Source organism: Acidovorax sp. LjRoot74, assembly GCF_964254355.1.
GTDB lineage: Bacteria > Pseudomonadota > Gammaproteobacteria > Burkholderiales > Burkholderiaceae_C > Acidovorax.
Window position 1 is genome coordinate 69,283 of sequence record NZ_CAXUTI020000001.1, and the last position, 23,911, is coordinate 93,193.

At 66.1% G+C, this 23,911-nt stretch carries 25 protein-coding genes and 2 pseudogenes; 11 read left to right on the forward strand and 16 right to left on the reverse strand.

All coding sequences use genetic code 11. The features are described from left to right. Positions 1-2 precede the first annotated feature (2 nt). Both ACSQ3O_RS00300 and ACSQ3O_RS00305 read right to left on the reverse strand, forming a co-directional pair. Positions 3-893 carry a branched-chain amino acid ABC transporter permease gene (locus tag ACSQ3O_RS00300; RefSeq protein ID WP_056056932.1) on the reverse strand — a complete coding sequence of 297 codons (891 nt, stop codon included), beginning with the start codon at positions 891-893 and terminating at the stop codon, positions 3-5. After that, on the reverse strand, positions 890-1,735 hold the full coding sequence (locus tag ACSQ3O_RS00305; protein WP_436137437.1) for an ABC transporter ATP-binding protein: 846 nt from the start codon (positions 1,733-1,735) through the stop codon (positions 890-892). Before ACSQ3O_RS00305 ends, ACSQ3O_RS00300 begins: the two co-directional genes overlap by 4 nt. 156 nt (positions 1,736-1,891) lie before the next feature. Between ACSQ3O_RS00305 and ACSQ3O_RS00310 the strand changes: the two genes are divergently transcribed. Continuing rightward, on the forward strand, positions 1,892-2,725 hold the full coding sequence (locus ACSQ3O_RS00310) for a TetR/AcrR family transcriptional regulator (protein WP_436137438.1): 834 nt from the start codon (positions 1,892-1,894) through the stop codon (positions 2,723-2,725). Positions 2,726-3,036: 311 nt separating this feature from the next. Here ACSQ3O_RS00310 and ACSQ3O_RS00315 read toward each other — a convergent pair whose 3' ends face one another. The 6 genes from ACSQ3O_RS00315 to ACSQ3O_RS00340 form a co-directional block, all read right to left on the reverse strand. Then, positions 3,037-3,252 (reverse strand): hypothetical protein, encoded by a 216-nt coding sequence (locus tag ACSQ3O_RS00315; RefSeq protein ID WP_436137439.1) that lies wholly within the window; start codon positions 3,250-3,252, stop codon positions 3,037-3,039. A 189-nt stretch (positions 3,253-3,441) separates the two neighbouring features. Next, positions 3,442-4,011, reverse strand: a complete 570-nt coding sequence (locus tag ACSQ3O_RS00320) for a hypothetical protein (protein ID WP_436137440.1) — start codon at positions 4,009-4,011, stop codon at positions 3,442-3,444. Next, positions 4,008-5,327, reverse strand: a complete 1,320-nt coding sequence (locus ACSQ3O_RS00325; RefSeq protein ID WP_436137441.1) for an AAA family ATPase — start codon at positions 5,325-5,327, stop codon at positions 4,008-4,010. The genes ACSQ3O_RS00320 and ACSQ3O_RS00325 overlap by 4 nt, the downstream gene beginning before the upstream one ends. Beyond that, positions 5,321-5,515, reverse strand: a complete 195-nt coding sequence (locus ACSQ3O_RS00330; RefSeq protein ID WP_436137442.1) for a hypothetical protein — start codon at positions 5,513-5,515, stop codon at positions 5,321-5,323. The genes ACSQ3O_RS00325 and ACSQ3O_RS00330 overlap by 7 nt, the downstream gene beginning before the upstream one ends. Positions 5,516-5,651: 136 nt before the next feature. Continuing rightward, positions 5,652-6,176 (reverse strand): Cu(I)-responsive transcriptional regulator, encoded by a 525-nt coding sequence (gene cueR, locus ACSQ3O_RS00335; protein ID WP_436137443.1) that lies wholly within the window; start codon positions 6,174-6,176, stop codon positions 5,652-5,654. 142 nt (positions 6,177-6,318) lie between these two features. Next, positions 6,319-6,525 (reverse strand): heavy-metal-associated domain-containing protein, encoded by a 207-nt coding sequence (locus ACSQ3O_RS00340; protein ID WP_436137444.1) that lies wholly within the window; start codon positions 6,523-6,525, stop codon positions 6,319-6,321. Positions 6,526-6,691: 166 nt separating this feature from the next. Here ACSQ3O_RS00340 and ACSQ3O_RS00345 point away from each other — a divergent pair, with 166 nt between their 5' ends. From ACSQ3O_RS00345 to ACSQ3O_RS00360, 4 genes and pseudogenes are all read left to right on the forward strand, one after another. After that, a complete protein-coding gene (locus ACSQ3O_RS00345; protein WP_436137445.1) occupies positions 6,692-8,953 on the forward strand; it encodes a heavy metal translocating P-type ATPase in 2,262 nt (753 codons plus the stop codon). 118 nt (positions 8,954-9,071) lie between these two features. Continuing rightward, a pseudogene (locus tag ACSQ3O_RS00350) lies at positions 9,072-10,712 on the forward strand (methyl-accepting chemotaxis protein); the annotation flags it as partial. A gap of 69 nt (positions 10,713-10,781) precedes the next feature. Further along, positions 10,782-11,090, forward strand: a pseudogene (locus tag ACSQ3O_RS00355) (CZB domain-containing protein); the annotation flags it as partial. Positions 11,091-11,310: 220 nt separating this feature from the next. Further along, positions 11,311-11,889, forward strand: coding sequence for a hemerythrin domain-containing protein (locus ACSQ3O_RS00360; protein ID WP_137747397.1), 579 nt, complete (start codon positions 11,311-11,313; stop codon positions 11,887-11,889). Between the two features lie 292 nt (positions 11,890-12,181). On the opposite strand, the gene ACSQ3O_RS00365 is transcribed toward ACSQ3O_RS00360, so the two are convergent. Continuing rightward, positions 12,182-13,285, reverse strand: a complete 1,104-nt coding sequence (locus ACSQ3O_RS00365) for an alkene reductase (RefSeq protein WP_436137446.1) — start codon at positions 13,283-13,285, stop codon at positions 12,182-12,184. Between the two features lie 340 nt (positions 13,286-13,625). Here ACSQ3O_RS00365 and ACSQ3O_RS00370 point away from each other — a divergent pair, with 340 nt between their 5' ends. Next, positions 13,626-14,861, forward strand: a complete 1,236-nt coding sequence (locus ACSQ3O_RS00370) for a YbfB/YjiJ family MFS transporter (protein WP_436137447.1) — start codon at positions 13,626-13,628, stop codon at positions 14,859-14,861. 8 nt (positions 14,862-14,869) lie between these two features. Here the strand turns inward: ACSQ3O_RS00370 and gstA are convergent, their stop codons facing one another. From gstA to ACSQ3O_RS00390, 4 genes are all read right to left on the reverse strand, one after another. After that, on the reverse strand, positions 14,870-15,478 hold the full coding sequence (gstA, locus tag ACSQ3O_RS00375) for a glutathione transferase GstA (protein ID WP_436137448.1): 609 nt from the start codon (positions 15,476-15,478) through the stop codon (positions 14,870-14,872). Positions 15,479-15,597: 119 nt separating this feature from the next. Further along, a complete protein-coding gene (locus ACSQ3O_RS00380) occupies positions 15,598-16,368 on the reverse strand; it encodes a class II aldolase/adducin family protein (protein WP_436137449.1) in 771 nt (256 codons plus the stop codon). Positions 16,369-16,541: 173 nt separating this feature from the next. Beyond that, a complete protein-coding gene (locus tag ACSQ3O_RS00385; protein ID WP_298451259.1) occupies positions 16,542-17,003 on the reverse strand; it encodes a carboxymuconolactone decarboxylase family protein in 462 nt (153 codons plus the stop codon). 149 nt (positions 17,004-17,152) lie between these two features. Continuing rightward, positions 17,153-18,073, reverse strand: a complete 921-nt coding sequence (locus ACSQ3O_RS00390; RefSeq protein ID WP_436137450.1) for an RNA polymerase sigma-70 factor — start codon at positions 18,071-18,073, stop codon at positions 17,153-17,155. Between the two features lie 181 nt (positions 18,074-18,254). On the opposite strand from ACSQ3O_RS00390, the gene ACSQ3O_RS00395 reads away from it, so the two are divergent. From ACSQ3O_RS00395 to ACSQ3O_RS00410, 4 genes are all read left to right on the forward strand, one after another. Further along, on the forward strand, positions 18,255-18,680 hold the full coding sequence (locus ACSQ3O_RS00395) for a DUF4087 domain-containing protein (protein WP_436137451.1): 426 nt from the start codon (positions 18,255-18,257) through the stop codon (positions 18,678-18,680). A gap of 90 nt (positions 18,681-18,770) precedes the next feature. Then, a complete protein-coding gene (locus ACSQ3O_RS00400) occupies positions 18,771-19,082 on the forward strand; it encodes a hypothetical protein (protein WP_436137452.1) in 312 nt (103 codons plus the stop codon). A gap of 106 nt (positions 19,083-19,188) precedes the next feature. Then, a complete protein-coding gene (locus ACSQ3O_RS00405; protein WP_436137453.1) occupies positions 19,189-19,557 on the forward strand; it encodes a VOC family protein in 369 nt (122 codons plus the stop codon). 152 nt (positions 19,558-19,709) lie between these two features. Then, positions 19,710-20,726, forward strand: a complete 1,017-nt coding sequence (locus ACSQ3O_RS00410) for a hypothetical protein (RefSeq protein WP_436137454.1) — start codon at positions 19,710-19,712, stop codon at positions 20,724-20,726. A 152-nt stretch (positions 20,727-20,878) separates the two neighbouring features. On the opposite strand, the gene ACSQ3O_RS00415 is transcribed toward ACSQ3O_RS00410, so the two are convergent. Then, positions 20,879-21,133, reverse strand: coding sequence for a YkgJ family cysteine cluster protein (locus ACSQ3O_RS00415; RefSeq protein ID WP_436137455.1), 255 nt, complete (start codon positions 21,131-21,133; stop codon positions 20,879-20,881). A gap of 78 nt (positions 21,134-21,211) precedes the next feature. Continuing rightward, a complete protein-coding gene (locus ACSQ3O_RS00420; protein WP_298451283.1) occupies positions 21,212-21,829 on the reverse strand; it encodes an NADPH-dependent FMN reductase in 618 nt (205 codons plus the stop codon). A 134-nt stretch (positions 21,830-21,963) separates the two neighbouring features. On the opposite strand from ACSQ3O_RS00420, the gene ACSQ3O_RS00425 reads away from it, so the two are divergent. Beyond that, a complete protein-coding gene (locus tag ACSQ3O_RS00425) occupies positions 21,964-23,256 on the forward strand; it encodes an SGNH/GDSL hydrolase family protein (protein WP_436137456.1) in 1,293 nt (430 codons plus the stop codon). Positions 23,257-23,337: 81 nt separating this feature from the next. On the opposite strand, the gene ACSQ3O_RS00430 is transcribed toward ACSQ3O_RS00425, so the two are convergent. After that, positions 23,338-23,871, reverse strand: a complete 534-nt coding sequence (locus ACSQ3O_RS00430; RefSeq protein WP_436137457.1) for an anthrone oxygenase family protein — start codon at positions 23,869-23,871, stop codon at positions 23,338-23,340. Positions 23,872-23,911 lie beyond the last annotated feature (40 nt).

The following is a 23,911-nucleotide window of genomic DNA, read 5'->3' on the forward strand; positions in this document are numbered from 1 at the left end:
CCTTACAGTCTCTCGATTTCGTGGGTGCCGAACAGGCCGTACGGCCGCACCAGCAGCACCGCGACCAGCACGATGAAGGTGGCCAGCAGCTTGTATTCGCCGCCCAGGTAGGCCCCGGCCAGTGCCTCGATCAGGCCGATCAGGATGCCGCCGACGAGCGCGCCGAGCACGCTGTCGAGCCCGCCCACGATGACGACCACCAGCACCGACAGCCCGAACACACCCATGCTGGACGAGATGCCGCCAATCGACCCCACGATGATTCCGGAGATGGCCGCCAGCATGGCCGATGCCACCCAGGCCAGCGAGAACACACGCGGCACGTTGATGCCCACCGAGTACGCGGCCGCCTGGTCGCTGGCCGTGGCGCGCAGGGCCACGCCGCCGCGCCAGAAGCGGAATACCACCAGCACCGCTGCGATGAAAACGATGGCGATCACGGCGCCCCAAAACACCTTGGGCGCGAGGAACGCGTCGCCCACCATGATGGGCTGCGTGGGCATGAAGTCGGGCAGGCGGCGCTGGTCAGCCGTCCAGATCATTTCCACCAGGCCCACCAGCACCGAGGCCAGGCCCACGGTGACCATGAAGACGGAGATCGGCGGCTCGCCCAGCAGCGGGCGGATCATGGTGCGCTCGATTACCGCGCCCAGCAGGCCCGTGCCCAGCACGGCGGCCGGGATGGCCAGCCACAGCGGTAGCGCGAACATCGATGCAAAGGTGAAGAACAGGTAGGCGCCCACCATCAGCAGCTCGCCGATGGCAATGTTGACCACGCGGGTGGCCTTGTAGACCATGACGAAAGCCAGTGCGGCCAGTGCGTATAGACCGCCCCCGGCGATGCCGGTGAGGCTGATCTCAAACAGGTAGGCCCAGTCGAAGTTGCCGGTCATGCGGTGGTCACCCCCTGCAGCTTGGCGCGCAGGTCGCCCACGTCGCCTGCGCCCAGGTAGGCGCGGATGACCTCGGGGTTGGCCTGCACGGCGGCGGGAGTGCCCTGTGCGATGACCTGGCCGAAGTTGAGCACCACCACGTGGTCCGACAGGTCCATCACCATGCCCATGTCGTGTTCGACCATCAGCACCGTCACGCCCCACTCCTCGCGCACGTCGAGGATGAAGCGCGCCATGTCTTCGGTCTCTTCGCGGTTCATGCCGGCCACGGGTTCGTCCAGCATCAGAATCTGCGGCTGCATGGCGAGGGCGCGGGCCATCTCCACGCGCTTTTGCAGGCCGTAGGGCAGGGCCGATACGGGTGCGTGGCGGATGTGGTCGATTTCGAGGAAGTCGATGATGCGCTCCTCGATGTCGCGGCGCAGTTCGGCTTCTTCGCGGCGTGCGCTGCCCAGGTAGAACAGCGCGTCGAGCACGTTGGTTTGGAGGTGCGCGTGGCGGCCGAGCTTGATGTTGTCGAGCACCGTCATGCCGCGAAACAGCGCAATGTTCTGAAAGCTGCGGCCCAGGCCCAGCTTGGCGCGCTGCGGTGCAGGCACGCGGGTGATGTCCTGGCCCTGAAAGCGGATGGACCCCTGGCTGGGCCGGTAAAAGCCCGAGATGGTGTTGAACAGCGAGGTCTTGCCCGCACCGTTGGGGCCGATGACGGCGGTGATGGAGCCGGGCAACACATCAAACCCTACGCCAGTCAGCGCCTTGACGCCGCCGAACGCAAGGGTCACGCCCTCTACCTGGAGCAGGGGCGGTGCGGAAGAAGAAGGGCCGGAAGGGGTTGTCTCCATTGGCTTTCTAATACGGGTTGTTCGCAGCTTCTGGACAGAAATTTCTCGCGGACCCTGTAGAAATTTCCTACTTCTGCGTAAACTGTTTACTCGTGAGTAGATTCTGGAAGCCGCCACCCCATTCAGCATCCGTACTTTCCCGAGGAATCGCCACCCATGCCCCAGGCCAAAGCGGCATCGACCCGACGCAGCAGCAAAAGCAGCACGAGCAGCGGCAGCAGCCCCCAGCGCGCGGCCCCCAAGCCTTCACCCGCAGCCCCGGGGCCTGACGACGCGCCCGCCGCCGCTTCGCCCTGGGCGCCCGTGTCGCACCGTGAACGCCAGCGCGAAGCCAAGCGCAACGCCGTGTTGCAGGCGGCGGCCCAGTTGTTCAACGAACGCGGCTTTCACGCCACCTCGCTTGACGACATCGCCGCGCGCCTGAACGTGACCAAGCCCACGCTGTATTACTACGTGAAGAACAAGGACGAGATCCTGCTGCAGTGCGTGCGCCAGGGCCTGGACATGATGCTGGAGGGCATCGAGGCGTCGCGTGCTGCAGGCGGCAAGGCCATCGACCAGCTCATGACCTGCATGCAGGTGTACGCACGCATCGTCACCATGGACTTCGGCATGTGCCTGATCCGCGTGGGCGACGAGCAGGTGCCCCCCGAAAGCCGCAAAGAGCTGCGCCGCCTCAAGTCCGCCATCGACCAGGAGTTCCGCCGCCTGGTGGCCGAAGGCGTGGCCGAGGGATCGATCCAGCCCTGCGACCCCAAGATCACGGCCTTTGTGATTGCGGGTGCGCTCAGCTGGATCGGCCGCTGGTACCAGCCCGGCGGCGAGTACACGGCCGAGCAGGTGGCGCAACAGTGCATTGCAACCCTGTGTGACGGGGTGCTGCGACGGCCTGCGCGGGCCGCTGTGTCGGAGGTGGTGCCTGCCCCTGCCGCCCAACGCAAGGTGGGTGGCGCCAAGGCCAAGTCCCCGGCGCGGTCAGGCAAGACCTGATACCTCTCCGGGGCCAGGGTTTCAAGGTTTTTTTGCCCCTGCCGCCCGATGGGCATGCTCTGTTAGCTATTTAATTGATAGCGTTTTGGAGTTTTGAGCTTGCACCTCTGGTGCTTGACGCACCCGTTTAGGCGGATCTTGTCAAAACCTCATGCGTTACTTTGGTGAGTGCAGTGTGAGCTTTGGTTGTCTGCGGATGGATGCTGACGCCCCCGGCCTGCAGCCCCTGCAGCGCCTGAAACAGCTGCTCGACCTTGTTGCCGTCAAACACGCCACCTGGCCCTTGGGCGTGGATATCGGTGAACGGTGACTCATACAGCCGCGCTGCGGGCATGGCACCGAGCTCGGCCACCCCGGCCCCCTCCGGCCTTGTAGAGCCAAGCCACCGCCAGTTCTAGCTTGCGGCGGGCGTAGGAGCAGGCTGTGCGCGGGTCGGCATGGGCAGCGGCCTCGGCACGGCGGGCTTCGGCCAACAGGTCGGGGCAGTCTGGTTGAAGAGAGCAGAAGTTCGATGACAACGTGCTCATGCACCTCTCCCAGTGCGTTGATTTTGTTTGATGGGTATTTGATCGGAGACGCTTTCCGGTCAAAGGAGCCAAGAAAAGTCTTTGGCTGACAACAGGTTACCGAGACCCTCTATTTGACTGGCAGTTGATCGTGGCGTGTTGAACCTTGGTTTGTCCCGATGTCTTCCTCATGAATGAGGGAGACATCAGCTACCCGCCAGCTTTCTCAACGGCTTGCGCAATCAGCGGTGCCATTTTTCGCAAGCCCTCCAGATTCAGCTCGCCAGCCAAATACAACTGATACCACGACTGCCGCCAGCGAATGACGCGCTCGCCATCGCGCAGCTTTAGCTTTTTCAGCGTGAACTCCGCTTTGGCGCGGTGGCTGGCCGGTACAGCGTTGGTCACACGCATTTGCAGGGATGGCAACTCGATCTCGAACCAGCCAGCGCCCACCTCATAAGGGTCGAGCACGGTGTCGTCCAGTGTGCGCTTGGAGGAGTTGAGCGTGCCGGAGGCAAACCGGTAGTTATCCCACGCGTAGGCTTTGTCGGGGTGGTTTTTGTAGCTTAAGTAGTGGTCTACCGTGCCGCCGGTCGGGTCGTGCATTGCCGCGTAGCCGCACAGGCCTGCAAAGCCATCACTGAGGTCCTTTGTGTACGGTAGCCAAAGGGCTTTGGGGCGCTTGGCATGGGGACTGGCTTTGAGCCATTGGTTGCCGGGCGTCTGCACCTCGGCATCAAACCGTTTGGGCTTCTTGACTTTGGCGACCGGAATCATGGCTTGGCCTTGGGCGTCTTTTTGCTGCGGGTAGTCTTGGGTGCTTTGGTGCTCTGGGCCCGCTTGCGTGCTGCGGTCTGGGTGTTCAGCTGCGTGTTCACAATCCAGCGCGGCCAGAACACATCGCCCGCAGGCAGCAGCTTTTGCAAGCGTGCATGAATGGCGGCTTTGGTGCCAAGCCCTTTGGGCAAATGGCCTTCACCGCGCATGAAGGCCTCTGCCGCTTCAATGGCCTCTTCGGCCTCTTTCGAGCGCGCCTGCTCCAGGCCAAAGGTTTCTGACACCAGCCAGTTCGTCACGTCCCCTTGCACCGCCCAGCCGCCTTGCTCAATGGCGACAGCGCCGTTTTGCAGTGAAAGATGCACCAAATCATCTTGTGACTCTTCAAAGATTGGCTCGACCGAAGCCGCCACCAGGGGCGAATGCGTAGCCACCAACACCTGGGGCAGAGTGCTGGCCTGGCCACGCAGTTCATCCACCGCCTTGAACAGGCTGGGCAACACCGTGCGCTGCCAGCGGGGGTGCAGGTGGGTTTCGGGCTCGTCAAACAGAATGACGAAACGATCCTCCGGCTTCTTGCCCAGCAGCTTGGCCGCCACGGCATGCTCGTGCCAGGCCCACACCAAAAAGTACACCAGCGCCAAAATGCGCCGCACTCCCGCCGATGCCAGAGCAACAGGTACGGTCTGGTTGCCCACAAGCAGGGTGGGGCGGTCACGCCCCTCGCCGATGAACACGCGTTGCGGTGGCCCCGCCCTCAGGGGCTCTTGCAGGGGCGACATGACCTCCAGCACCTTGGCCAGGGCGGTGAACTGTGGCTTGCGGCCTTCCTGCCAGTTCACCCAATCGCGCTCCAGCCCTTCGCACACCCGTTGGCCGTTCACTTCCAACCCGTTCCACACTTCGTCGGCCTTGAAGTGATACGCCGCAGGGCGGTTGGGGTCGGTACGCCAGTAGTTGCGCGCTGGGTCCCACACCGAGAAGCCCCCATCGATGCGGATGTAGACCACGATGCCCGGCATCACGGGCCGGGCGGCGGGCAGAGTCCAACTGGCGTCGGGGCGGTGAAACACTGACTGCACTTCGGTGACCCTGGAGGTCTTGCCCTGCACCCCGTAGGTGATCGTGGCCTTTTTGGTGCCTGTGGGCAGGGCCACCGCTCCCGCCCAGGTGCGGGTGAGAGCCCACCAAGCCAAGTCCAGCAAAAAGCTCTTGCCCAGCCCGTTATCGCCTGCGATGAGGTTCAAACGGTCTGCCCATTCCACCTGGACATCCGGGGCCAGCCCGACGTGGTTCAAATGCAGGTATTTCAGCATAGGTGTGGTGTTGTGAAGAGATTGGTGGGGCAGACTTTACAACTGCCCCGCAAACGCCCGCTGCTGCAGCGAGGCAAACGGCGCATCCAGTGCAGCCAGGGCGCGGCGGTGGGTGGCTTGGCGATGCCGCCGGACCAGAAGGCGTTCCAGACTTGATCGACTTTGTTGCGCAGGTCACCGGTGAGCATGGGGCAGGCAGTAGCAGGCTGTGGGAAACCCCGAGAGTCTGCCATGGGGGGGCTTGCCGCAGAGGTGTGGGCCGCGTGGTGGGCAGGGGTTTGAAGGTTTTTTGGCCCCTGCCGCGCGATGGGTATGCCTTGTTAGCTATTTGTTTGATAGCGTCTTGCGCGGTGCTGCGCTGCGGGGTTCGCTGTTACCCGCTGCCAGGTCGTCGAGGATGGGGCAGTCGGGCCGGTCGTTGCCTTTGCAGCAGGACACCAGCGTTTGCAGGCTGCGCTGCATGGCTTGCATCTGGGCGATGCGTTCGCTCAGGTCGTCGATGTGTTGCTGCGCGATGCGCTTGACCTGGCTGCTGGCGCGGCTGCGGTCGTGCCACAGGCCCAGCAGTTCGGCGATTTCTTCCATCGAAAAGCCCAGGTCGCGGCTGCGGCGGATGAAGTGCAGGGCGTGCACGTCGGCCTCGGTGTACTGGCGGTAGCCGCTGTCGGTGCGCGCCACGCCGCTGATGAGGCCCAGCGATTCGTAGTGCCGCACCATGCGCGCCGAGATGCCTGCGCGCCGGGCGGCGACGCCGATGGGCACGGGCCAGGAGATGGCGCGGGGCGCGGCTGGTTTGCCAGGCGTGGGGGCCGGGGTAGTGCGTGCGTGCTGGGGCGTTGGCGTGGTCATGGTGGGCCCTTTGGGGGGAGGGGCAGTAGTGCGTATTCGCGTTCATCCATCGCAACCGTTCGGGCTGAGCTTGTCGAAGCCTCGCGCGGCGCTTCGACGGGCTCCGCGTGAACGGGTTGAGATTTTTGAATACATACCCGTATCAGGCTGCGACGGTGTAGCCTTCTTCGGCAATGGCGGCGGCCAGGGCCTCGCGGGGGGCGTTGCTGTCCACGTCCACCTTGCCGCTGGTGCGGTCGATGCGCACCTGCGCGCCGGGGTCTACCTGCTGCACGGCCTGGGTGACGGCGCGTTCGCAGTGGCCGCAGGTCATGCCCTGCACTTGGAAAGTTGTGGTGGTGGTTGCCATGGGGTGTCCTTGTAGAGTTGAAGAAATGGCCGTTGGAGTGACCGAAGCGAATGTTGAAGCTTGACATCGTGGCAGAGTCAACCGGGCCTGAAGGCACTCATGGTGTGAGGGTTGATCAAAATCAATGCTTGACCTTGCCATCACGTCAAGGATCAGCATCCCGGCCATGAACACCATCACCACCCCCCCCACCATCGCGCCCGGGTCTGTGCACTCGCTGGACCTGGGCATTTCTGGCATGACCTGCGCAAGCTGCGTGGGCCGTGTGGAGCGCGCGCTGCGCAAGGTGCCGGGCGTGCAGGAGGCCTCGGTCAACCTGGCGACCGAGTCTGCGCGCATTGCCTTTGTCACGCAGGTCGGCGCCGACGCTGCCGCGATGGAGGCGGTGCTGCGCCGCGCCGTGCGCAATGCGGGCTACGAGCCGCGTGCGGCGGGGCAGGACGAGGCGGTGGAAGACCTGTCGCCCTGGGCGGGGTTCCTGCCCGTGGGCATTGGCCTGCTGCTGTCGGCGCCGCTGGTGCTGCCGATGATCGGCGACCTGTTTGGCCAGCACTGGATGCTGCCCGCCTGGGTGCAGTTTGTGCTGGCCACGCCGGTGCAGTTCATCCTGGGGGCGCGCTTTTACAAGGCGGGCTGGCATGCGGCCAAGGCGCTGAGCGGCAACATGGATTTGCTGGTGGCATTGGGCACCAGCGCGGGCTGGGGCTTGTCGATGTGGCTGTGGTTGACGGCCCCTACGGACCACCCGGGGCATGTGCCGCACCTGTACTTCGAGGCGTCGGCCGTGGTGGTCACGCTGGTGCTGCTGGGCAAGTGGCTGGAGGCGCGCGCCAAGCGCCAGACCACGGCGGCCATCCGCGCGCTGCATGCGCTGCGGCCGGATGTGGTGCATTTGCTCACCAAGCAGGGTGAGGTGGATGTGCCGGTGTCGGAAGTGCTGGTGGGCGACCAGCTGGTGGTGCGGCCCGGCGAGCGCATCCCCGTGGACGGCACGGTGCACGAGGGGCACACGCAGGTGGATGAATCCATGCTGACCGGCGAGCCCCTGCCAGTGGCGCGCGATGTGGGCGCGGCGCTGACGGGCGGCTCGATCAACGGCGATGGCCGCATCGTGATGGCGGTAACGGCTGTGGGCGCCGAGACGGTGCTGGCCCAGATCATCCGGCTGGTGGAAGACGCCCAGGCGGCCAAGGCGCCCATCCAGCGGCTGGTGGATGAGGTGTCGGCCATCTTTGTGCCCGTGGTGCTGGGGGTGGCCCTGCTCACCCTGCTGGGCTGGTTGTGGTTGGGCGCAGGGGCCGAGGCGGCGCTGATCCACGCCGTGGCGGTGATGGTGATTGCCTGCCCCTGCGCGCTGGGTCTGGCCACGCCGGCGGCCATCATGGCGGGCACGGGGGTGGCGGCCAAACATGGCATCCTGATCAAGGACGCGCAGGCGCTGGAGCTGGCGCACAAGGTGGACACGGTGGCTTTTGACAAGACCGGCACGCTGACCGTGGGCCAGCCCCGGCTCACGGCGTTTGAGGTGGTGCCGGGTCTGGACGATGCGGCGGTGATGGCGGCCGTGGCCGCAGTGCAAAGCGGCAGCGAGCACCCGCTGGCGCGCGCGGTGGTGGCGGCTGCGGGCGAGCGGCAGATTAACGTGGCCACCGCGCAGGACGTGCGCGCTGTGCCCGGGCGCGGCACCGAGGGCGAGGTGGACGGCCAGAGCACCCTGGTGGGTAGCCTGCGCTGGATGCAGGAGCTGGGGGTGGGCCTGGGCCCGTTGTCAGACCGCGCGGAGGCGTTGCAACGCGAAGGCGCCACGGTGTCCGCCGTGGCCCAGCGGGTGACCGAGGGATTGGCATTGCGCGCGGTGATGGCCTTTGGCGACGAGCCCAAGCCGGGTGCGCGCGAGGCACTGGCGGCGCTCAAGGCGCGCGGCATCCGCACGGTGATGGTGTCCGGAGACAACCGGGGCGCGGCCGAGGCCATGGCCCGCCGCCTGGGGCTGGACCCGGCTGCGGGCGAGGTGATGGCCGAGGTGCTGCCGGGCGACAAGGCGGCCAAGGTGGTCGCGTTGCAACAAGGCGCCGATGGCAAGCGCCATCATGTTGCGATGGTGGGCGACGGCGTTAACGATGCCCCAGCACTCGCCGCCGCGGATGTGGGGATGGCGATGGGCAATGGCACCGATGTGGCCATGCATGCAGCGGGCATCACGCTGATGCGCGGCGACCCGATGCTGGTGGCGGCGGCGCTGGACATTTCGCACCGCACGGTGATGAAGATCCGCCAGAACCTGTTCTGGGCGTTTGCATACAACGTGGCGGGCATTCCGCTGGCGGCGCTGGGTTACCTGAACCCGGTGGTGGCGGGGGCGGCCATGGCGCTCAGCTCGGTCAGCGTCATGGCGAATGCCCTCTTACTCAAGCGCTGGCGCATGTGATAAATACGTACAGCACAGTTATCGATGTCTGGCAAACTGCAACGATTTGTTGCGAATCCGTGGCCTCGGGGGAGGTGCGGCGACCGCATTGACATACCAATATGAAGGACGACAGATCATGAATCTCTTCTCGCTCATGCGGCAGTTCACCATACGCTTGCGCATGCTGGGCGCCATCGGCGTGGTTCTGGGGCTGCTGGGGCTGCTGGGGGGGGCGGGCATGCTGGGCATGTTCCGCATCCACGACATGAGCCAGAACTTCATGGACCACTCGTTCGCCAAGGTGAGCAACATGGCCGAGCTGCGCGGCGAGATGGGCGCCATCCGCCAGTTCGAGAAGGACATGATCATCGGCTACGAAAAGCCCGAGGCCGTGAAGGCCGCCCACACCAAGTGGCTGGCCAGCCATGACAAAGCCAAGAAGATCGCGAGCAAGTTCCTGGAAGGGGGCGAGGATGCCGACAACGTCGTGGTGCGCAACATCATCACCAAGCTCGACAGCTACAAGGACCTGTTTGCCCATGTGGCGCGCCAACTCGAAGCCAGCGGCTACGACACCGCCACCATCGCCAACCGCATGAGCGGCAAGGCCGTGGCCGAATTCGACCTGGCCGACAAGCTCATGGCCGAGCTGGACACCGTGCTGCGCAACGAGGTCACGCAATCCGTGGCACAGCAGGGCGAGGTGTCCAACCAGACCAAGTGGCTGTTTGTGCTGGCCGTGCTGATCACGGTGGTGGTGGTGGTGCCCACCACGCTGATGAACATGAACTCCATCTGCAAGCCCCTGGAAGATGCGCGCAAGATGGCGCAGGCCATTGCGGGCGGTGACCTGTCGCAGCACATCGCGGCCGAAGGCAAGGATGAAGTGGCCGACCTGCAGCGCGCGCTGCGCGAGATGCAGCAGGGCCTGGGCGCTCTGGTGGCGCAGGTGCGCGATGCCAGCGGCAACATCGCCACGGCCAGCCAGGAGATCGCCACGGGCAACCAGGACCTGTCGCAGCGCACCGAGCAGACAGCCAGCAACGCACAGGAGGCCGTGTCCTCGCTGTCACAGCTCACCTCCACCGTGCAGCAGACAGCATCGTCCTCGCAGATGGCCAACCAGCTCGCGGCCTCGGCCTCGCAGATGGCTACCCACGGCGGTGGCGTGGTGCAGCAGGCTGTGGCCAGCATGCACGAGATCTCGACATCGAGCCGCAAGATCGGCGACATCATCGGCCTGATCGACTCCATTGCCTTCCAGACCAACATCCTGGCGCTGAACGCTGCCGTGGAAGCCGCCCGCGCAGGCGAGCAGGGCCGGGGCTTTGCCGTGGTGGCGAGTGAGGTGCGCAGCCTGGCGCAGCGCAGTGCCGCAGCGGCCAGCGACATCAAGGGCCTGATCCAGAGCAGCGTGACGGCCGTGGACGGCGGCGTGCGCCATGTGGAAGAAGCGGGCACGGCCATGAAGGACATCGTGAGCAGCGTGCAGCGCGTGGGCGACATCATTGGCGAGATCACGGCGGCGGCGTCCGAGCAGTCGGCCGGCATCGGCCAGGTGAACAGCTCGGTGGGCGAGATCGACCGCATGACGCAGCAGAACGCCGCGCTGGTGGAGGAGTCTGCCGCCGCCGCAGATTCGCTGCGTGAGCAGGCCGCGCGCCTGTCGCAGGTGGTGCAGCAGTTCCGCCTGGCCGACAGCGGGCACGCTGCAGCAGTGGGGCATTTTGCGGGTGGGCACTCCATGGCGCTGGCACCTGCCCCTGCGCCTACGGCCAGGGCGCTGGCGGCCCCGTCCAACCAGGGCATTGATCTGGAGTCGGCCATCAAGGCCCACGCGCAGTGGCGCGCCAAGCTGCGCAATGCCGCCCAGCAGCGTGAGCATCTGGATGCGGACACCATTGGCCGCGATGATTGCTGCGAACTGGGCCGCTGGCTGCATGGCAAGGGGCAGGGCTCCTATGGCGCACTGCCGGCCTTCCAGTCACTGGTGGACCGGCACCGTGAATTCCATGAGGTGGCGGGCGGAATCGCCAGGACCATCAACCGGGGCGCTTACGCTGAAGCCGAGGATGCACTGGCAGGCAACACGCGGTTCTCGCAGGCCTCCAGTGCGGTGGGTGCAGCCATCGTTTCGCTGCGCAACCAGCTTTGAGTACCTAGCTGACGCGCTGAGCCCGTCCGTCCCCCTGGCGCCCTGTGCGCTCAAGGCCCTGCAGGCGTGGCTTGCGGGGCCTTTGTTTTTGGTGGGCGGCGCTGCGGTGCGGACGGTACGCCGCCCTGCCCAGCACCCGGTTTGTTGACTTGTGTCATGAGAGGCCGCGCGCAGCCGTGGCACCCTTGGCCCTGTTGTTCATTCTGCTGGAGCGTGCGCCATGCCATCGATCAGCCTGCGAACCATTCGCGAAGAGCATGCGTCGCTTTCGGCCGTGCTCCACTCCCTGCGCCTGATGCTCGACCAGGGCCCCGGTGACGAGCCCGCTGCGTTTTTTGATGTGATGCGGGCGATGCTGTTCTACATCGACGAGTTTCCCGAGCGGCAGCACCACCCCAAGGAATCGCAGTGGCTGTTCCCCCGGGTGGCCGAACGCTCGCCCCAGGCCGCCGAGGCCATCGCCCAGCTGGAGCGCGACCACGCAGGCGGCGAGGCCGCCGTGCGCGAGCTGCAGCACCTGCTGCTGGGCTGGGAGCTGATGGGCGATGCGCGGCGCGAGGTGTTTGCCCAAGCGTTGCAGACCTACATCCGCTTCTACCTGGACCACATGCGCCTGGAAGAGTCCGTGGTGTTGCCTGCGGCCCAGGAATGCCTGCAGCCCGGCGACTGGACGGCCATCGACGCGGCCTTTGCCAGCAACACCAACCCGCTGGCCCCCGGCAAGCCGCGCGACGCGGCGTACGACCGCTTGTTCACGCGCATCGTGATGCGGGCGCCCAGTCCCATCGGGTTGGGATGAGTTGTTCGCGCACATCACCTCCACAACCAAACCGTTCACGCTGAGCTGGTCGAAGCGCTGTGCGGGGCTTCGACCAGCTCAGCCCGAACGGTAATCTCAGTTATCCATAGCGCTGCGCGCCACCCGCAGCGGATGAAACTGGCGCGGCCAAGGCCAGCGTCCCCGTGCAAGGGCCGCCAAGCCGTGGATGCGGCGCTTCGCTTGCGTGCACCGGGGGCATCCCCCTCCCCGCATTGCGCAGCAATGCGAGAGAGAGGGGGAAGGCGCGAAGCGACTCAGGGGGTGTTTCATTTCAGGCGCTGAGCGCCGGGTAGTCCGTGTACCCCTCGGCGCCACCGCCATACAGCGTGGCGCGGTTCACCTCGTTGAGCGGTGCGTTGGCGTGCAGGCGCGCCACCAGATCGGGGTTGGCGATGAAGGGGCGGCCAAAGGCCACGATGTCGGCACCCTGGGTCAGGGCGGTGTCGGCCAGTTCGCGGGTGTAGGCGTTGTTGACCATCCAGGCGCCCTGGCCACCCGCTGCGCGGTAGGCGGCCTTGAGCGCGGCGTAGTCGAAGGGGCGGCCTTCCACCTCGCGTGGGCCACCAGTGGCGCCTTCGATGAGGTGGAGGTAGGACAGGCCCAGGGGCCCGAGCTGGCGCACCACGTAGTCGAACAAGGGCTGCGGATCGGCATCGACGATGTCGTTGGCGGGCGTGACGGGCGAGAGGCGGATACCGGTGCGGCCGCCGCCGATTTCTTCGGTGATGGCGCGGGTCACTTCCAGCAGCAGACGGGCGCGGTTTTCGATGCTGCCGCCGTAGGCGTCGGTGCGCTGGTTGGCGCCGGTCTTGAGGAACTGGTCGATGAGGTAGCCGTTGGCGGCGTGGATCTCGACGCCGTCAAAACCGGCCTCGATGGCGGCGCGGGCTGCGCGGCGGTAGTCGGCCACGATGCCGGGGATCTCGGCCAGCTCCAGCGCGCGGGGCATGGAGGTGGGTGTGAAGGTGGGCACGCCGTCCTTGATGAGCACGGTCTTGGTGTTGGCCTGCACGGCCGAGGGCGCCACGGGTGCGGCGTTGCCGGGCTGCAGGTCGGTGTGCGAGACGCGGCCCACATGCCACAGCTGCACCACGATCTTGCCGCCTGCGGCGTGCACGGAAGATGTGACCTTCTTCCAGCCTGCGATCTGCTCGGGCGCATACAGGCCGGGCACGTCGGCATAGCCCTGGCCCTGCTGGCTGATGGCGGTGGCCTCCGAAATGATCAGGCCCGCGCTGGCGCGCTGGGTGTAGTAGGTGGCGACCAGGTCGGTGGGAATGGCATTGGGCGAGCGGTTGCGCGTGAGCGGTGCCATGGCAACGCGGTTGGCCAGTTGCAGGTCACCGGCTTGGATGGGGTCGGAGAGAAAAGGCATGGGTCGAGGCTTTCGGAAAAAGGTTGCAGACCATCGAAGGAACGGGCGCAAGCGTAATGCTGCAGCGCAAAACTTGCAGCGCACATGCGTCAACAAGGCTTCTGTTTTTGTGCTAACCGCGCGGGCGTCGTGGGTGGCTTGGGTGTCTTGGTACCGGTGTGCATTCAAAAATATCTACACCATCCGTTCACGCTGAGCCTGTCGAAGCGCTGCGCAGGGCTTCGACAGGCTCACCCCGAACGGTTCTTCTCTCTCTTCGGGCTCGCGCGGGCGTCCCTCAGAGCGTCACAGGGCGCAGGCCCGGGCGCGATCTGCCAGGGTGCGGCAGAATCAAAACGCCATGCCCACACGCCCCGCCCCTGTTGACGTTTCTGCAACTTCCACGCCACCCCTTTCCGCCCTGTGGCTGGCCATAGCGCTGTCCATGGGGGCGGCGATCTCGCTGGGCATCACGCGGTTCTCCTATGCCTTGCTGCTGCCACCGATGCGCGAGGACCTGGGCTGGTCCTACACCCTGGCCGGGGGCATGAACACGGCCAATGCGCTGGGCTACCTGCTGGGCGCGCTGGCCACGCCGCTGCTGCTGCGGCGGGTGGCTCCGGGCCGGGTGCTGCTGGTGGGGGCGGTGCTGGCGTCGGTGTTCATGGGGCTCAGCGGCTTTTTCACCGCCGCGCCGTGGCTGCTGCTGCAGCGCCTGTTGGCGGGTGTGGCCAGTGCACTGGTGTTCATCGCCGGGGGGCTGCTGGCCGCGCGGCTGGGCGCGCACGAACCCGGGCGCAGCGGCCTGCTGCTGGGGCTGTACTACGGGGGCACGGGCTGGGGCATCAGCCTGTCGGCGCTGCTGGTGCCGGGCGTGCTGGCGGCAGCGGGGGCCGTGCCGCACCCCTGGGCGTGGGCCTGGTGGGCGCTGGCGCTGGCCTGCGTGGCGGCCACGGCGGTGTTGTGGTGGCCCGCCCAGGCGCTGCAGGTGCTGGCGCCGCCACCGGCCAGCCCCACGGCGTTCAACATCACACCGCCCCCCGCCAAGCTGCGCTGGCGGGCGCTGGCCCCGGCGCTGCTGGGCTACGGGCTGTTTGGCGTGGGTTACATCGGCTACATGACCTTTGTGGTGGCACTGCTGCGCGAGCAGGGCGCCAGCGGGGGGGCGGTCACGGGCTTCTATGCGCTGCTGGGGCTGGCCGTGGTGCTGTCGTCGCGCATCTGGGCCGGGCTGCTGGACCGCAGCCGGGGCGGCGAGGCGCTGGCGCGGCTGAATGCGCTGCTGGGGGTGGCCACGGTGCTGCCCGCGCTCACGGGCGCCTGGCCGGTGGTGCTGGCCTCGGGGCTGCTGTTTGGCGGGGTGTTCCTGTCGGTGGTGGCATCGACCACGGCGCTGGTGCGGCACAACCTGCCGCAGGCGCTCTGGGCCAGCGGCATCAGCGCGTTCACCATCGTGTTTGCGGCCGGGCAGATCGTGGGGCCCACGGTGGTGGGCTGGATTGCCGATGGGCCCGGGGGCCTCGCGCGCGGGCTGGTGTTCTCGGCCTGCGCGCTGTGGGTGGGGGCGCTGGTGGCGTGGCGGCAGCGCCCCTTGTAGCCCCGGCCTTACTTCAGCAGTCCTTCGGCCTTCATCGCGGCTTGCACGGCGGGGCGGGCGCCCACGCGTTCGCGGTGGGCCGCGAGGTTCGCCAGGCCGGAGATGTCGAGCTTGGTAGGCTGCGTCCAGTTGGTCACGGTGAACAGGTAGCCGTCGGCCACGGTGAACTGGTCGCCCATCAGGTACTGCTTGCCCGCAAGCTGGCTGTCCACCCACTGCAGGCGCTGCAGCAGGCGCTCGCGCACCATCGGCTTGTACTCCTCGGGGGTAGCGGGGTTGAACAGGGGGCTGAAGCCCTTGTGCAGCTCGGTGCCGATGAAGGTCAGCCACTCTTGCAGGCGGTAGCGCGCCAGGGTGCCGTTGGCGGGGGCGAGCTGCTTGTCGGGCACCTGGTCGGCGATGTATTGCACGATGGCCGGGCCTTCGCGCAGGCGCTCGCCACTGTCCAGCTCCAGCAGCGGCACGTAGCCCAGCGCATTGATGGTGTAGTAGTCGGTGCCGTCCTGCAGCTTGTGGCTTTTGGTGCTGGCCAGCACAGGGGTGTAGGCCAGTCCTGCTTCGTGCAGGGCGATGTGGGGGGACAGGGAGCAGGCGCCGGGGGAGTAGTACAGCTTCATGGGTCGATCCTTGAAAACAACGGTCGGAAACCGCCGATGCTATGCGCTGCGCCGGATTCTTGCAGGCGCCGGGGAGCAACCCCGGCGCCCGCTGTATGGCGCAGCGGGGATGCGTCGCCTCAGCTGTCGTAACCAGGCGCCTCGCGCTCTACCTTGCGCAGCAGCGCAGGCCAGGCAAAGGCGCCGCCCAGGCCGCCGGTCTGCACACGCATGGCCTGGGCCACGCCGCTCACGATTTGCGGGTTCACCTGCGTCAGTTCGCCACCCGCCTGCGCATCGATCTGGATGCGGCAGGTGTTCTCGAAGGTGTACATCGACAGGAACGCGTCGGCAATCGTCTTGCCCACGGTCAGCAGCCCGTGGTTGCGCAGCATGAGGAAGTTGGCCTCGCCCAGGTCGGCCTGCAGGCGCGGCTTTTCCTCGTCGCGGAAGGCCACGCCTTCGTACTCGTGGTACGCCAGCGAGCCCAGCACGAAGGTGCTTTGCTGGCTGATGGGCAGCACGCCGCCCTGTTGCGCGCTCACGGCCACCCCGGCGCGCGTGTGGGTGTGCAGCACGCAGCCCGCCTCGGGCCGGGCCTCGTGCACGGCGCTGTGGATCACGAAGCCCGCCGGGTTCACGGGGAAGGGCGATTCGTGCAGCTTGTTGCACTGCATGTCCACCTTGATCAGGCTCGATGCCGTGATCTCCTCGAACATCAGGCCATAGGGGTTGATGAGGAACTGGTGGTCGGGGCCCGAGACCGACTCGGGCAGCTTGGCGCTGATGTGGGTGAAGACCAGGTCGCTCCAGCCGTACAGCGCCACCAGGCGGTAGCAGGCGGCCAGGTCGCAGCGCAGCTGCCATTCTTCGGGGCTGACGCTGGCTTGCAGCGAGGGGATGGTTAGCATGGGGTGGTGTCTCCGCTGTTGTGGGTTTTGAGAGGCACCACTGTAGGCCGCCAGCGCGCGGGTGACTGTCAGCCAGGCTACACAGGCGGGGTGAGGCCTGGGTTTCTATAGCTATAAAAATAATAGCTAGCGAGGCAATGCAGTCGCGCGGTAACGGCTTGTTTTTCTTGAAATCACACAGCGGGCGTTGCGGGAATCGGTGCACGCATGCCCGCATTGATCAGGTTCCAGCCGTTGATGATCGCAATCGCAAAGCCCAGGTCGGAGATTTCCGCATCGCTGAATACGGCCTTCAGCCGGGCGAACTCTTCGTCGCTCGCATCGCTGTGGGGCGTGGCGGTGATGATCTCGGCCCAGCGCAGCGCGGCGCGTTCGCGGTCGCTGAAAAATGGCGCCTCGCGCCAGCCCGCCACCGCGTTCAGGTGGCGCGGCTCCATGCCGTCCTTGACCAGCACATGCCAGTGCATGTCCATGCAATAGGCGCAGCCGTTGATCTGCGAGACACGCAAGAACACCAGCTCGGCCAGGCGCAGGCCCAGCGGGCCCTTCTTCACGGTTTCGGACAGGTTCACCAGGCCCATGAAGGCCTTGGACGAGAGCTGGTGGTAGGGGAGGCGGGCGGTGTGCTGGGACATGGAAAACTCCTGAAGGGTTGGAAAGAAAACAAACTGCTCTGGAAGATGCCGCAGCGAACGGGCTGCTGCCGCCTTCCATACCCTTCAAGACGTTGCGCGGTGCGCGCTTGTGACAGGTGGGCCCGCAAAAAACCGTCGCTTCTTTGGCCTCAGCGTTCGTCCAGCACCGCTGGCACCCCCACCAGCTTGTCTGGGTTGCGCACCGCATAGATCGCCACGATCCGCTCGCCATCCGTCACCAGCGCCTGGGCGGACTCGATGCGCCCGTTCACATAGCGCAGCAGCCCCGGCTCGCCGTTGATGAGCGCCATGCGGTAGGCCACCTGAGCACCCAGGCGGCGGAACAGCGCCCAGTACAGGTTGGCGATGCGGAACGGCCCCACCAGCGGCTTGGGGAAGGACGGCACCTTGCCGCCGCCGTCGCCGATGAGCTGCGCGTCTTCGCTCAGCAAGGCTTCGATGGCGTTGCGGTCGCCGCTATGAGCCGCCACCATGAAGCGTTGCAGCAGCTGGTGGTGCACGGTGCGTGGCACCTCAAAGCGCGTGCGCGCCTGCTGCACGCGCTCGCTCGCGCGGTGCACCATCTGGCGGCACGCGGCCTCGGTCTTGCCCAGCTGTGCGGCGATCTCGGGGTAGTCGTAGTCGAACACCTGGCGCAGTAAAAAGGCCGCGCGCTCCTCCGGCCCCAGCCGCTCCAGCACATACAAAAAGGCCACCGACAGCTCCCCCGCCAGCTCGGCAGCTGCTTCGGGCGTGTGGTGGTGTTGCGCATCGCCGGTGGTGGGGTCCTGCAGCTGCACCAGCGGCTCGGGCAGCCACCAGCCCACATAGGCCTCGCGCTCGGCCTTGAGCGCACGCAGCCGGTCGATGGACAGGCGCGTGACCACCGTCACCAGCCAGGCCTCGGCCGATTGCAGGGTGGCAGGGTCCTGGCGGCTCCAGCGCAGCCAGGCGTCCTGCAGCACATCCTCTGCATCGGCGCGCACGCCCAGCATGCGGTAGGCAATGCCGAACAGGCGCGGGCGCAGGGTGGTGAAGGGGTCGGCGGAGGTGGGGGCAGAAAGCGTCATGGCAGCGAAGCGTGGAGGTAGAGTGTGCGCCCAAAGCACCGGATCGGGCGGGGCCTGGGCATAGACGCGCGGGGCGGCGGCTGTGTGACACCAAGGCATCAATCACTTCTGTTTTGATAGCTGTCAGGGCATGATGGACGCGCCGAAGAGCCCTTTTTCTTTCAATCCAAAGAGGACTACCATGTCACTTGCTCCCACCCCGCTGCAGCGCCACGCCCCCCGCCTGGCGCTGGGCGCCACGCTGCTGGGCTTCGCCCTAGCTGCCATCGCCCAAAACACCGCACAGCCCTCCGTGCCATCGACCAGCCGCGCTGCCCCGCCGGAAAACCGCTGCGGCTGGTTCCACAACCCCACCCCCGGCAACGCCACCCTGACCGACCGCGACGGCGAGTGGGTGATCAGCACCCAGGCGGGGCCCGAGGCCGAGGGCGACTGGCCCGTGTTCACCGACGCGCAATGGAAAAAGACCAACGGCCACTACGGCCACGGCTGTGCCTGCATGAAGGTGGTGGTAGACCGCCGCGAACAGCGGGTGCTGCGCATCGCGTCGGCCACGGCCAAGCCGCTGAAGGCGTGCCGGGAGGATCGGGCGTTGCCGAGGCCGTGAGCTAGATGGAGTGGTCTTGACTTGGCTAGGTCCGAAGCGATGATGGGTTTCTTTCTGTGGCCAGCGACCTTCAAAACAAGGGATAGCGCAATGACTGGGTGGGAGTTTGTATTGGTGTTGGCTTGGCTGTTGCTGCCCCCACTGCTGTTAGCCACAGGCTTCCTGTTTTTGCTTCACAAGAGGAATCCGGGGCGAACGGTGCGACGCACCATTGGGGCTGTCGCTGTCTTGTTTTTGGTGTCGATGTGCTTTGCTGTAGGGATGATCATCCTTGGACCGGCAAGCCTGAACAGGTATTTGGGTATGCGTGATGAGCCATTTATGTGGGCGCCGTTCGCTTTTATCGCAACCTTCCTGGCCTTGCCTTTTGCAGTCTGGTGGGTCTCTCGTAGACATTCGTGAAATATGAGGCAAGGTCGATCAACGCCATGCCCGCAATAGTGGCCCGAAACGGCTTGCCAATTGCAACGTCCGTATTGATCTTTGTTTTCTAACCTAGGAGCCCCCCATGCCCCACACCCTGAACTGGTTCGAGATCCCCGTGACCGACTTTGCGCGCGCCAAGGCCTTCTACGAGACGGTGCTGGGCATCAGCATTGCGCCCATGGCCATGGGCCCGACCATGATGGGCATGTTGTCCACCGACCCCACTGCCGTGGGCGGCGCCATTGTTCAGGACGAGGGCGGCGCGCCGTCGCAGACGGGGACGATGGTGTACCTCAATGGCGGTGATGACCTGGCGCCGATGCTGGCGCGTGTGGTGCCAGCGGGCGGAGCCGTGGTGGTGCCGAAGACGGAGATCGGCAACGATTTCGGTTTCTTTGCCCATTTTGTGGACACCGAGGGGAACAAGGTCGGTTTGCATTCGATGGGCTGATCCCTGGACCTGCCAGATCCGCTGCATTGGCGCGGTGGGCCCGCCCCCACGGTGCCTGGGCTGGCTTCCACCATGCCGGTTGACGTTGGATCGGTTGGCCAGCCGAGGCCTCCACAAAAAGCGCCGACAAAAACACCCCAAGAATCACACCCATGACCCAGCCACACCATCCCCCCACTGCGGCGCCCGTACCCTGGCGCGAATCTTTTCTGGGCGGCTCGCCGCAGGCGGAAGCCGCGCTGTTTCGCACGCTGGCCGAGCAAATGCGGGCCGTGCAGATACGCAACCAGCAGGCCAGCGGGCAGAGCCGCCCCGGCCGCACGCTGCATGCGCAGATGCTGGCGGGCATTGTGGGTGCGCGGCTGGAGGTGAACCCCCAAATCGCGCCCGGCCTGGCGCAGGCGCACTTTCAGCCGGGGGCTGTGCTGGCTTGTGATCTGCGGCTGTCGTTTGCCAGCGGGCTGGCGCACGGTGGGCTGCAGCGCGACATGCGGGGCGCGGCCCTGCGCCTGCACCTGCCGCAGGGCGGGGCGCATGAAATCTTGTTGACCAACTTCCCCGTTTCTCATGCGCGCGACGCGCGCCAGTTTGTCGAGATCGCCACCCTGATGACCGGGCCCAAGGCGCTGATGCCGCTGAAGATGCTGCTGCGCCTGGGGCCGGGCGAGACGCTGCGCGTGCTGCGCAATCTGTCGGCCGCCACGGGCGGGGGGCGGGGCCTGGCCGAGGAGGCGTTCTGGTCCCGTGGGGCGCTGTTGTGGTCCGAGGCCGGGCCGGTGCGCCTGAAGCTGCACCCGGCGGCGGCCGTGGGGGACGTGCCCGCGGAGGGAGAGTCTGTGGCCGCGCATTTTGCGCGGCTGCTTGCATCGCAGGACTTGGCCTGGCACCTGTCGGCCCAGCGCTACCAGGACGAGACCCGCACGCCCATTGAGGATGGCTGCACGGGCTGGTCTGACGCCGATGTGCCGTGGGAGCGCGTGGCCACCCTCACGGTGCCGCGCCAGGACCTGGGCACGCCAACTGCGAGCGCCCAGGCGCAGGCCCTGGATGCCACGCCCTTCAACCCCTGGCATGCGCCCCAGGCGTTCCGGCCCCTGGGCAATCTGAACCGTGTGCGGCGCGACATTTATGCGGCCAGTGCACAGCGCTGGGCGGGGCGCGATGGGTAAGTGGCGGAGGTGGGAGAGATGGAGCCGCTGGCGCGCCGCCGCATTCGGCGCGTTGAGGGGCTCTAGAACGTGTTGACGATCTTAGGGTTGGGAGACGCGCGGCACGGCAAGGCGAAGAAATAACGACACGGATGATTGGCAGACAGACGGGATCAGGGCCGCGTCAGGTCTTCGAGCCGCGCCAGGTAGTGCATGGCGTGGTCGCGGTCTTCGCCGCACATGGCGGCTGAGGGTTGCAGCCCCCCGCACACGGCGGGCCGCTCGGGCTGCCCAAAAATAAGGCAGCGTGCGTCATCCCCCAGCTGGATGCAGCGCACCCCCGCCGGTTTGCCGTGCGGCATGCCCGGGATGGGGGAGCTGATGGAGGGGGCGGTGCAGCAGGCGCCGCAGCCAGGGCGGCAATCCATTGGTTTTGCTCTTATTTGTATAGCTGTCAGGGCTTGTGGGACAGGCGCAAGGGCTTTTTTTGGCCCCTGTTTCAACGCTTATTGGCCCGCAACGGCATCGCCATGCAGACGGGCCGACGCCCAGAGCACCTGGTCCACGACGGCGCGCACGCGGTCGCGGTGGGCTGGCTGGATGAGGGCGCCGCTGTCGTCAAACGCGCTGCCCGCCGAACCCAGCGCAAACGCCTTGGGTGCGAGCCAGCATTCGGCATTGATGAGCAGGGGCGCCAGGTGGCTTTGTGAGCGCAGGCCGCCCAGGGCGCCGGGCGAGGCGCTGAGCATGCCCACGACCTTGCCGCGAAAACTCTTGCCGCCGTCCTGCCAATCCGGGTTGCCTTTGACGGGGCTGGAGGCCCAGTCGATCGTGTTCTTGAGCAGGGCGGTGTAGCTGCCGTTGTATTCGGGCGAGCAGACGATCCAGGCGGGGTGCTGCCAGAGGATTTCCTTCAGGCGGATCACATCGGCGGGCGTGCCCTGGGCTTCGAGGTCGGCGTTGTACAGCGGGATGTCGAAGTCGGACAGCTCCATCAGCGTGACGCTGGCGCCCGCCTCGCGCGCGATGGCGGCGGTGGCATGGGCCAGTTTGCGGTTGAAGGACTGCTGGCGTGTGCTGCCAGCAAAGACGAGGAGGGAGGAAGGGGTGGTGGTGTGGGGCATGGTGCTTGCGATTGAATCACAGGGGCGCGGCAGGAATCCTGCGCGATGTAAGGCCTGGAGGGAAATGGCAGGTAACACGCCCTAGACTTGGGCGCATCAACAATGGGCCATGAAGAAAGATAGGAGCACTTGCAATGCAGTCTGTGAAAACCTGGATGCGTACCAATCGGCGTTTTGTTCTGTCGGCGCTTGGTGCTTTGGCTGCGGGCGGGCTGGCCGGTTGTGGCGGTGGTGGCTCGGGAGGCAGCCCCGCCGTGCCGGAAGTGGCGAAGCCGGTGGCAACCTGGTTGGGGGTGTTGAGTGATCTGCAGGAGGACGTGCGGTTTCTCGATATCCCGCCGTCCGCCAGCACGGCTTTCACAGAGCAGACGTTGCGGCAGATTGCACACCTGTCGCTGGGCGGCGACCAGGTTCGTATCAAGTTTGGCAATCTGTATGGCAAGGCACCTGTGCCCCTGGCGCGTGTTCGTGTGGCCTTGAGTACCGGGGCAGGCGCCGTGGATTTGGCGACGGACGTGGCCGTGACCTTCCAGGGGCGGGAATCCGTGTCGATCCCGGTGGGTGGAGAGGTCTGGAGCGACAAGGTGTCGATCCGGGTGCCAGACGGAGCGAACCTGGCGGTGAGCGCGTATGTGCGGGAGTCGGCGGACTCCACGTCGGCGCACCGTTATGCGAATGCGATTCAGTACGTGGGTGCTGGTGATCTGAGCAGCGCTGCGACCATGCCGACCACCCCTGGCAACCAGCTCACTTCGTGGCACTGGATGAGTGCGATCGATGTGTACAGGACGGGGCCTGCCCGCGTGGTGGTTGCTTTTGGCGATTCGCTGACAGATGGCAATGGTTCTACCCTGGGCGCGAATCAGCGGTACCCAGACCTGTTGTCTGCCCGGTTGCTCAAGGCTGGTGGTGGAGGCGGGGCGGTGTCGGTGGTCAACGCGGGGCTGGGGGGCAACCGCTGGTTGCACGATCGGTTCGGCTTGAAGGGGGCGGAGCGTTTTCGGCGAGACGTGCTGGGAGTGTCAGGGGTGACGCACGCCATCGTGCAGATGGGCATCAACGATATTGGTTTTCAGCAGGCCTGGACGCCTAATGAGAAAGCAACAGCGGTGGAAGTGATCGCCAGCTTGGCAGGTGCGATTGCTGTCGCCAAGGGCGCCGGGATTCAGGTGTATCTGGCCACGTTGACGCCTTTCAAGGGGCACGTGTATTTCTCCGACGCTGGAGAGGATATGCGCCAGGCGATCAATACCTGGATCCGCGCCAATACTGAAGTTGCGGGCGTTTTTGATTTTGACGCGGCTGTGCGTGACCCGGCCGATCCGGCGCGTATCTTGGCGGCATACCGTGACGCAGACAATCTGCATGTGAATGATCTGGGCTATGCCCGCATGGCAGAGAGCGTTCCTCTTGATAGGTTCCGCTGAGCCTCAAATCACATCGTTTTTCCTTGGCGGCCTGTCTCGTGGGTGCGCCGAGGGACTGCTGCAACGGCGCCAGGCGCGTGCCTAGGACGGGGCTCTTGGGGGAGCCTGGCGCGCCGCAAAACTGCCCAGCGCCGCCCCAAAACACCCCAGGCTGAGCCACGCCCGCCACAGGTTGGCCGCATTCCACTGGTCACGCACCTGGGTCCAGTCCGCGGGCAGGGCATGGGGGTTCCAGGCTTCTGTCGTGTGGTTCAGGGGCAGGTTGACCTGCTGGGTGAAGAACACGATGCCCAGCAGATAGGCCACACCGACCAGGGCCAGCAGGCGCCACCACAGGGCGCGGTGGTCCCGCCAAGCCGTGGCCAGGGCCAGCGCGCACCACAGCGGTGGGCCAAAAAACAGACCAAAGAACAGGGCGTGCCGCACGTTGCGGTTGAAGGCGGACTGCACGGTGGCGTAGGTAGCCCCGTCCATCTGCAGCATGGCCAGGTTGACGTTGGCGCTGTAGGTGCCGAAGAACCCTGCCATGAGGCCGAGCCAGAGCACGGCGAGGGTGTGGGTCAGGAGGGAGAGCAGCAGGGACTGTGTGTTGTGGGCGTGCGGATGGATGGTCATGGGCGGCAGGACTGCTGAGGACGATGCCCGAACTCTGCCG

Excerpts from the sequence above, each read along its gene's own strand:
- ACSQ3O_RS00300 (WP_056056932.1), bottom strand. The coding sequence starts at position 893 with ATGACCGGCAACTTCGACTGGGCCTACCTGTTTGAGATCAGCCTCACC.
- ACSQ3O_RS00305 (WP_436137437.1), bottom strand. The coding sequence starts at position 1,735 with ATGGAGACAACCCCTTCCGGCCCTTCTTCTTCCGCACCGCCCCTGCTC.
- ACSQ3O_RS00310 (WP_436137438.1), top strand. The coding sequence starts at position 1,892 with ATGCCCCAGGCCAAAGCGGCATCGACCCGACGCAGCAGCAAAAGCAGC.
- ACSQ3O_RS00315 (WP_436137439.1), bottom strand. The coding sequence starts at position 3,252 with ATGAGCACGTTGTCATCGAACTTCTGCTCTCTTCAACCAGACTGCCCC.
- ACSQ3O_RS00320 (WP_436137440.1), bottom strand. The coding sequence starts at position 4,011 with ATGATTCCGGTCGCCAAAGTCAAGAAGCCCAAACGGTTTGATGCCGAG.
- ACSQ3O_RS00325 (WP_436137441.1), bottom strand. The coding sequence starts at position 5,327 with ATGCTGAAATACCTGCATTTGAACCACGTCGGGCTGGCCCCGGATGTC.
- ACSQ3O_RS00330 (WP_436137442.1), bottom strand. The coding sequence starts at position 5,515 with ATGCTCACCGGTGACCTGCGCAACAAAGTCGATCAAGTCTGGAACGCC.
- cueR (WP_436137443.1), bottom strand. The coding sequence starts at position 6,176 with ATGACCACGCCAACGCCCCAGCACGCACGCACTACCCCGGCCCCCACG.
- ACSQ3O_RS00340 (WP_436137444.1), bottom strand. The coding sequence starts at position 6,525 with ATGGCAACCACCACCACAACTTTCCAAGTGCAGGGCATGACCTGCGGC.
- ACSQ3O_RS00345 (WP_436137445.1), top strand. The coding sequence starts at position 6,692 with ATGAACACCATCACCACCCCCCCCACCATCGCGCCCGGGTCTGTGCAC.
- ACSQ3O_RS00360 (WP_137747397.1), top strand. The coding sequence starts at position 11,311 with ATGCCATCGATCAGCCTGCGAACCATTCGCGAAGAGCATGCGTCGCTT.
- ACSQ3O_RS00365 (WP_436137446.1), bottom strand. The coding sequence starts at position 13,285 with ATGCCTTTTCTCTCCGACCCCATCCAAGCCGGTGACCTGCAACTGGCC.
- ACSQ3O_RS00370 (WP_436137447.1), top strand. The coding sequence starts at position 13,626 with ATGCCCACACGCCCCGCCCCTGTTGACGTTTCTGCAACTTCCACGCCA.
- gstA (WP_436137448.1), bottom strand. The coding sequence starts at position 15,478 with ATGAAGCTGTACTACTCCCCCGGCGCCTGCTCCCTGTCCCCCCACATC.
- ACSQ3O_RS00380 (WP_436137449.1), bottom strand. The coding sequence starts at position 16,368 with ATGCTAACCATCCCCTCGCTGCAAGCCAGCGTCAGCCCCGAAGAATGG.
- ACSQ3O_RS00385 (WP_298451259.1), bottom strand. The coding sequence starts at position 17,003 with ATGTCCCAGCACACCGCCCGCCTCCCCTACCACCAGCTCTCGTCCAAG.
- ACSQ3O_RS00390 (WP_436137450.1), bottom strand. The coding sequence starts at position 18,073 with ATGACGCTTTCTGCCCCCACCTCCGCCGACCCCTTCACCACCCTGCGC.
- ACSQ3O_RS00395 (WP_436137451.1), top strand. The coding sequence starts at position 18,255 with ATGTCACTTGCTCCCACCCCGCTGCAGCGCCACGCCCCCCGCCTGGCG.
- ACSQ3O_RS00400 (WP_436137452.1), top strand. The coding sequence starts at position 18,771 with ATGACTGGGTGGGAGTTTGTATTGGTGTTGGCTTGGCTGTTGCTGCCC.
- ACSQ3O_RS00405 (WP_436137453.1), top strand. The coding sequence starts at position 19,189 with ATGCCCCACACCCTGAACTGGTTCGAGATCCCCGTGACCGACTTTGCG.
- ACSQ3O_RS00410 (WP_436137454.1), top strand. The coding sequence starts at position 19,710 with ATGACCCAGCCACACCATCCCCCCACTGCGGCGCCCGTACCCTGGCGC.
- ACSQ3O_RS00415 (WP_436137455.1), bottom strand. The coding sequence starts at position 21,133 with ATGGATTGCCGCCCTGGCTGCGGCGCCTGCTGCACCGCCCCCTCCATC.
- ACSQ3O_RS00420 (WP_298451283.1), bottom strand. The coding sequence starts at position 21,829 with ATGCCCCACACCACCACCCCTTCCTCCCTCCTCGTCTTTGCTGGCAGC.
- ACSQ3O_RS00425 (WP_436137456.1), top strand. The coding sequence starts at position 21,964 with ATGCAGTCTGTGAAAACCTGGATGCGTACCAATCGGCGTTTTGTTCTG.
- ACSQ3O_RS00430 (WP_436137457.1), bottom strand. The coding sequence starts at position 23,871 with ATGACCATCCATCCGCACGCCCACAACACACAGTCCCTGCTGCTCTCC.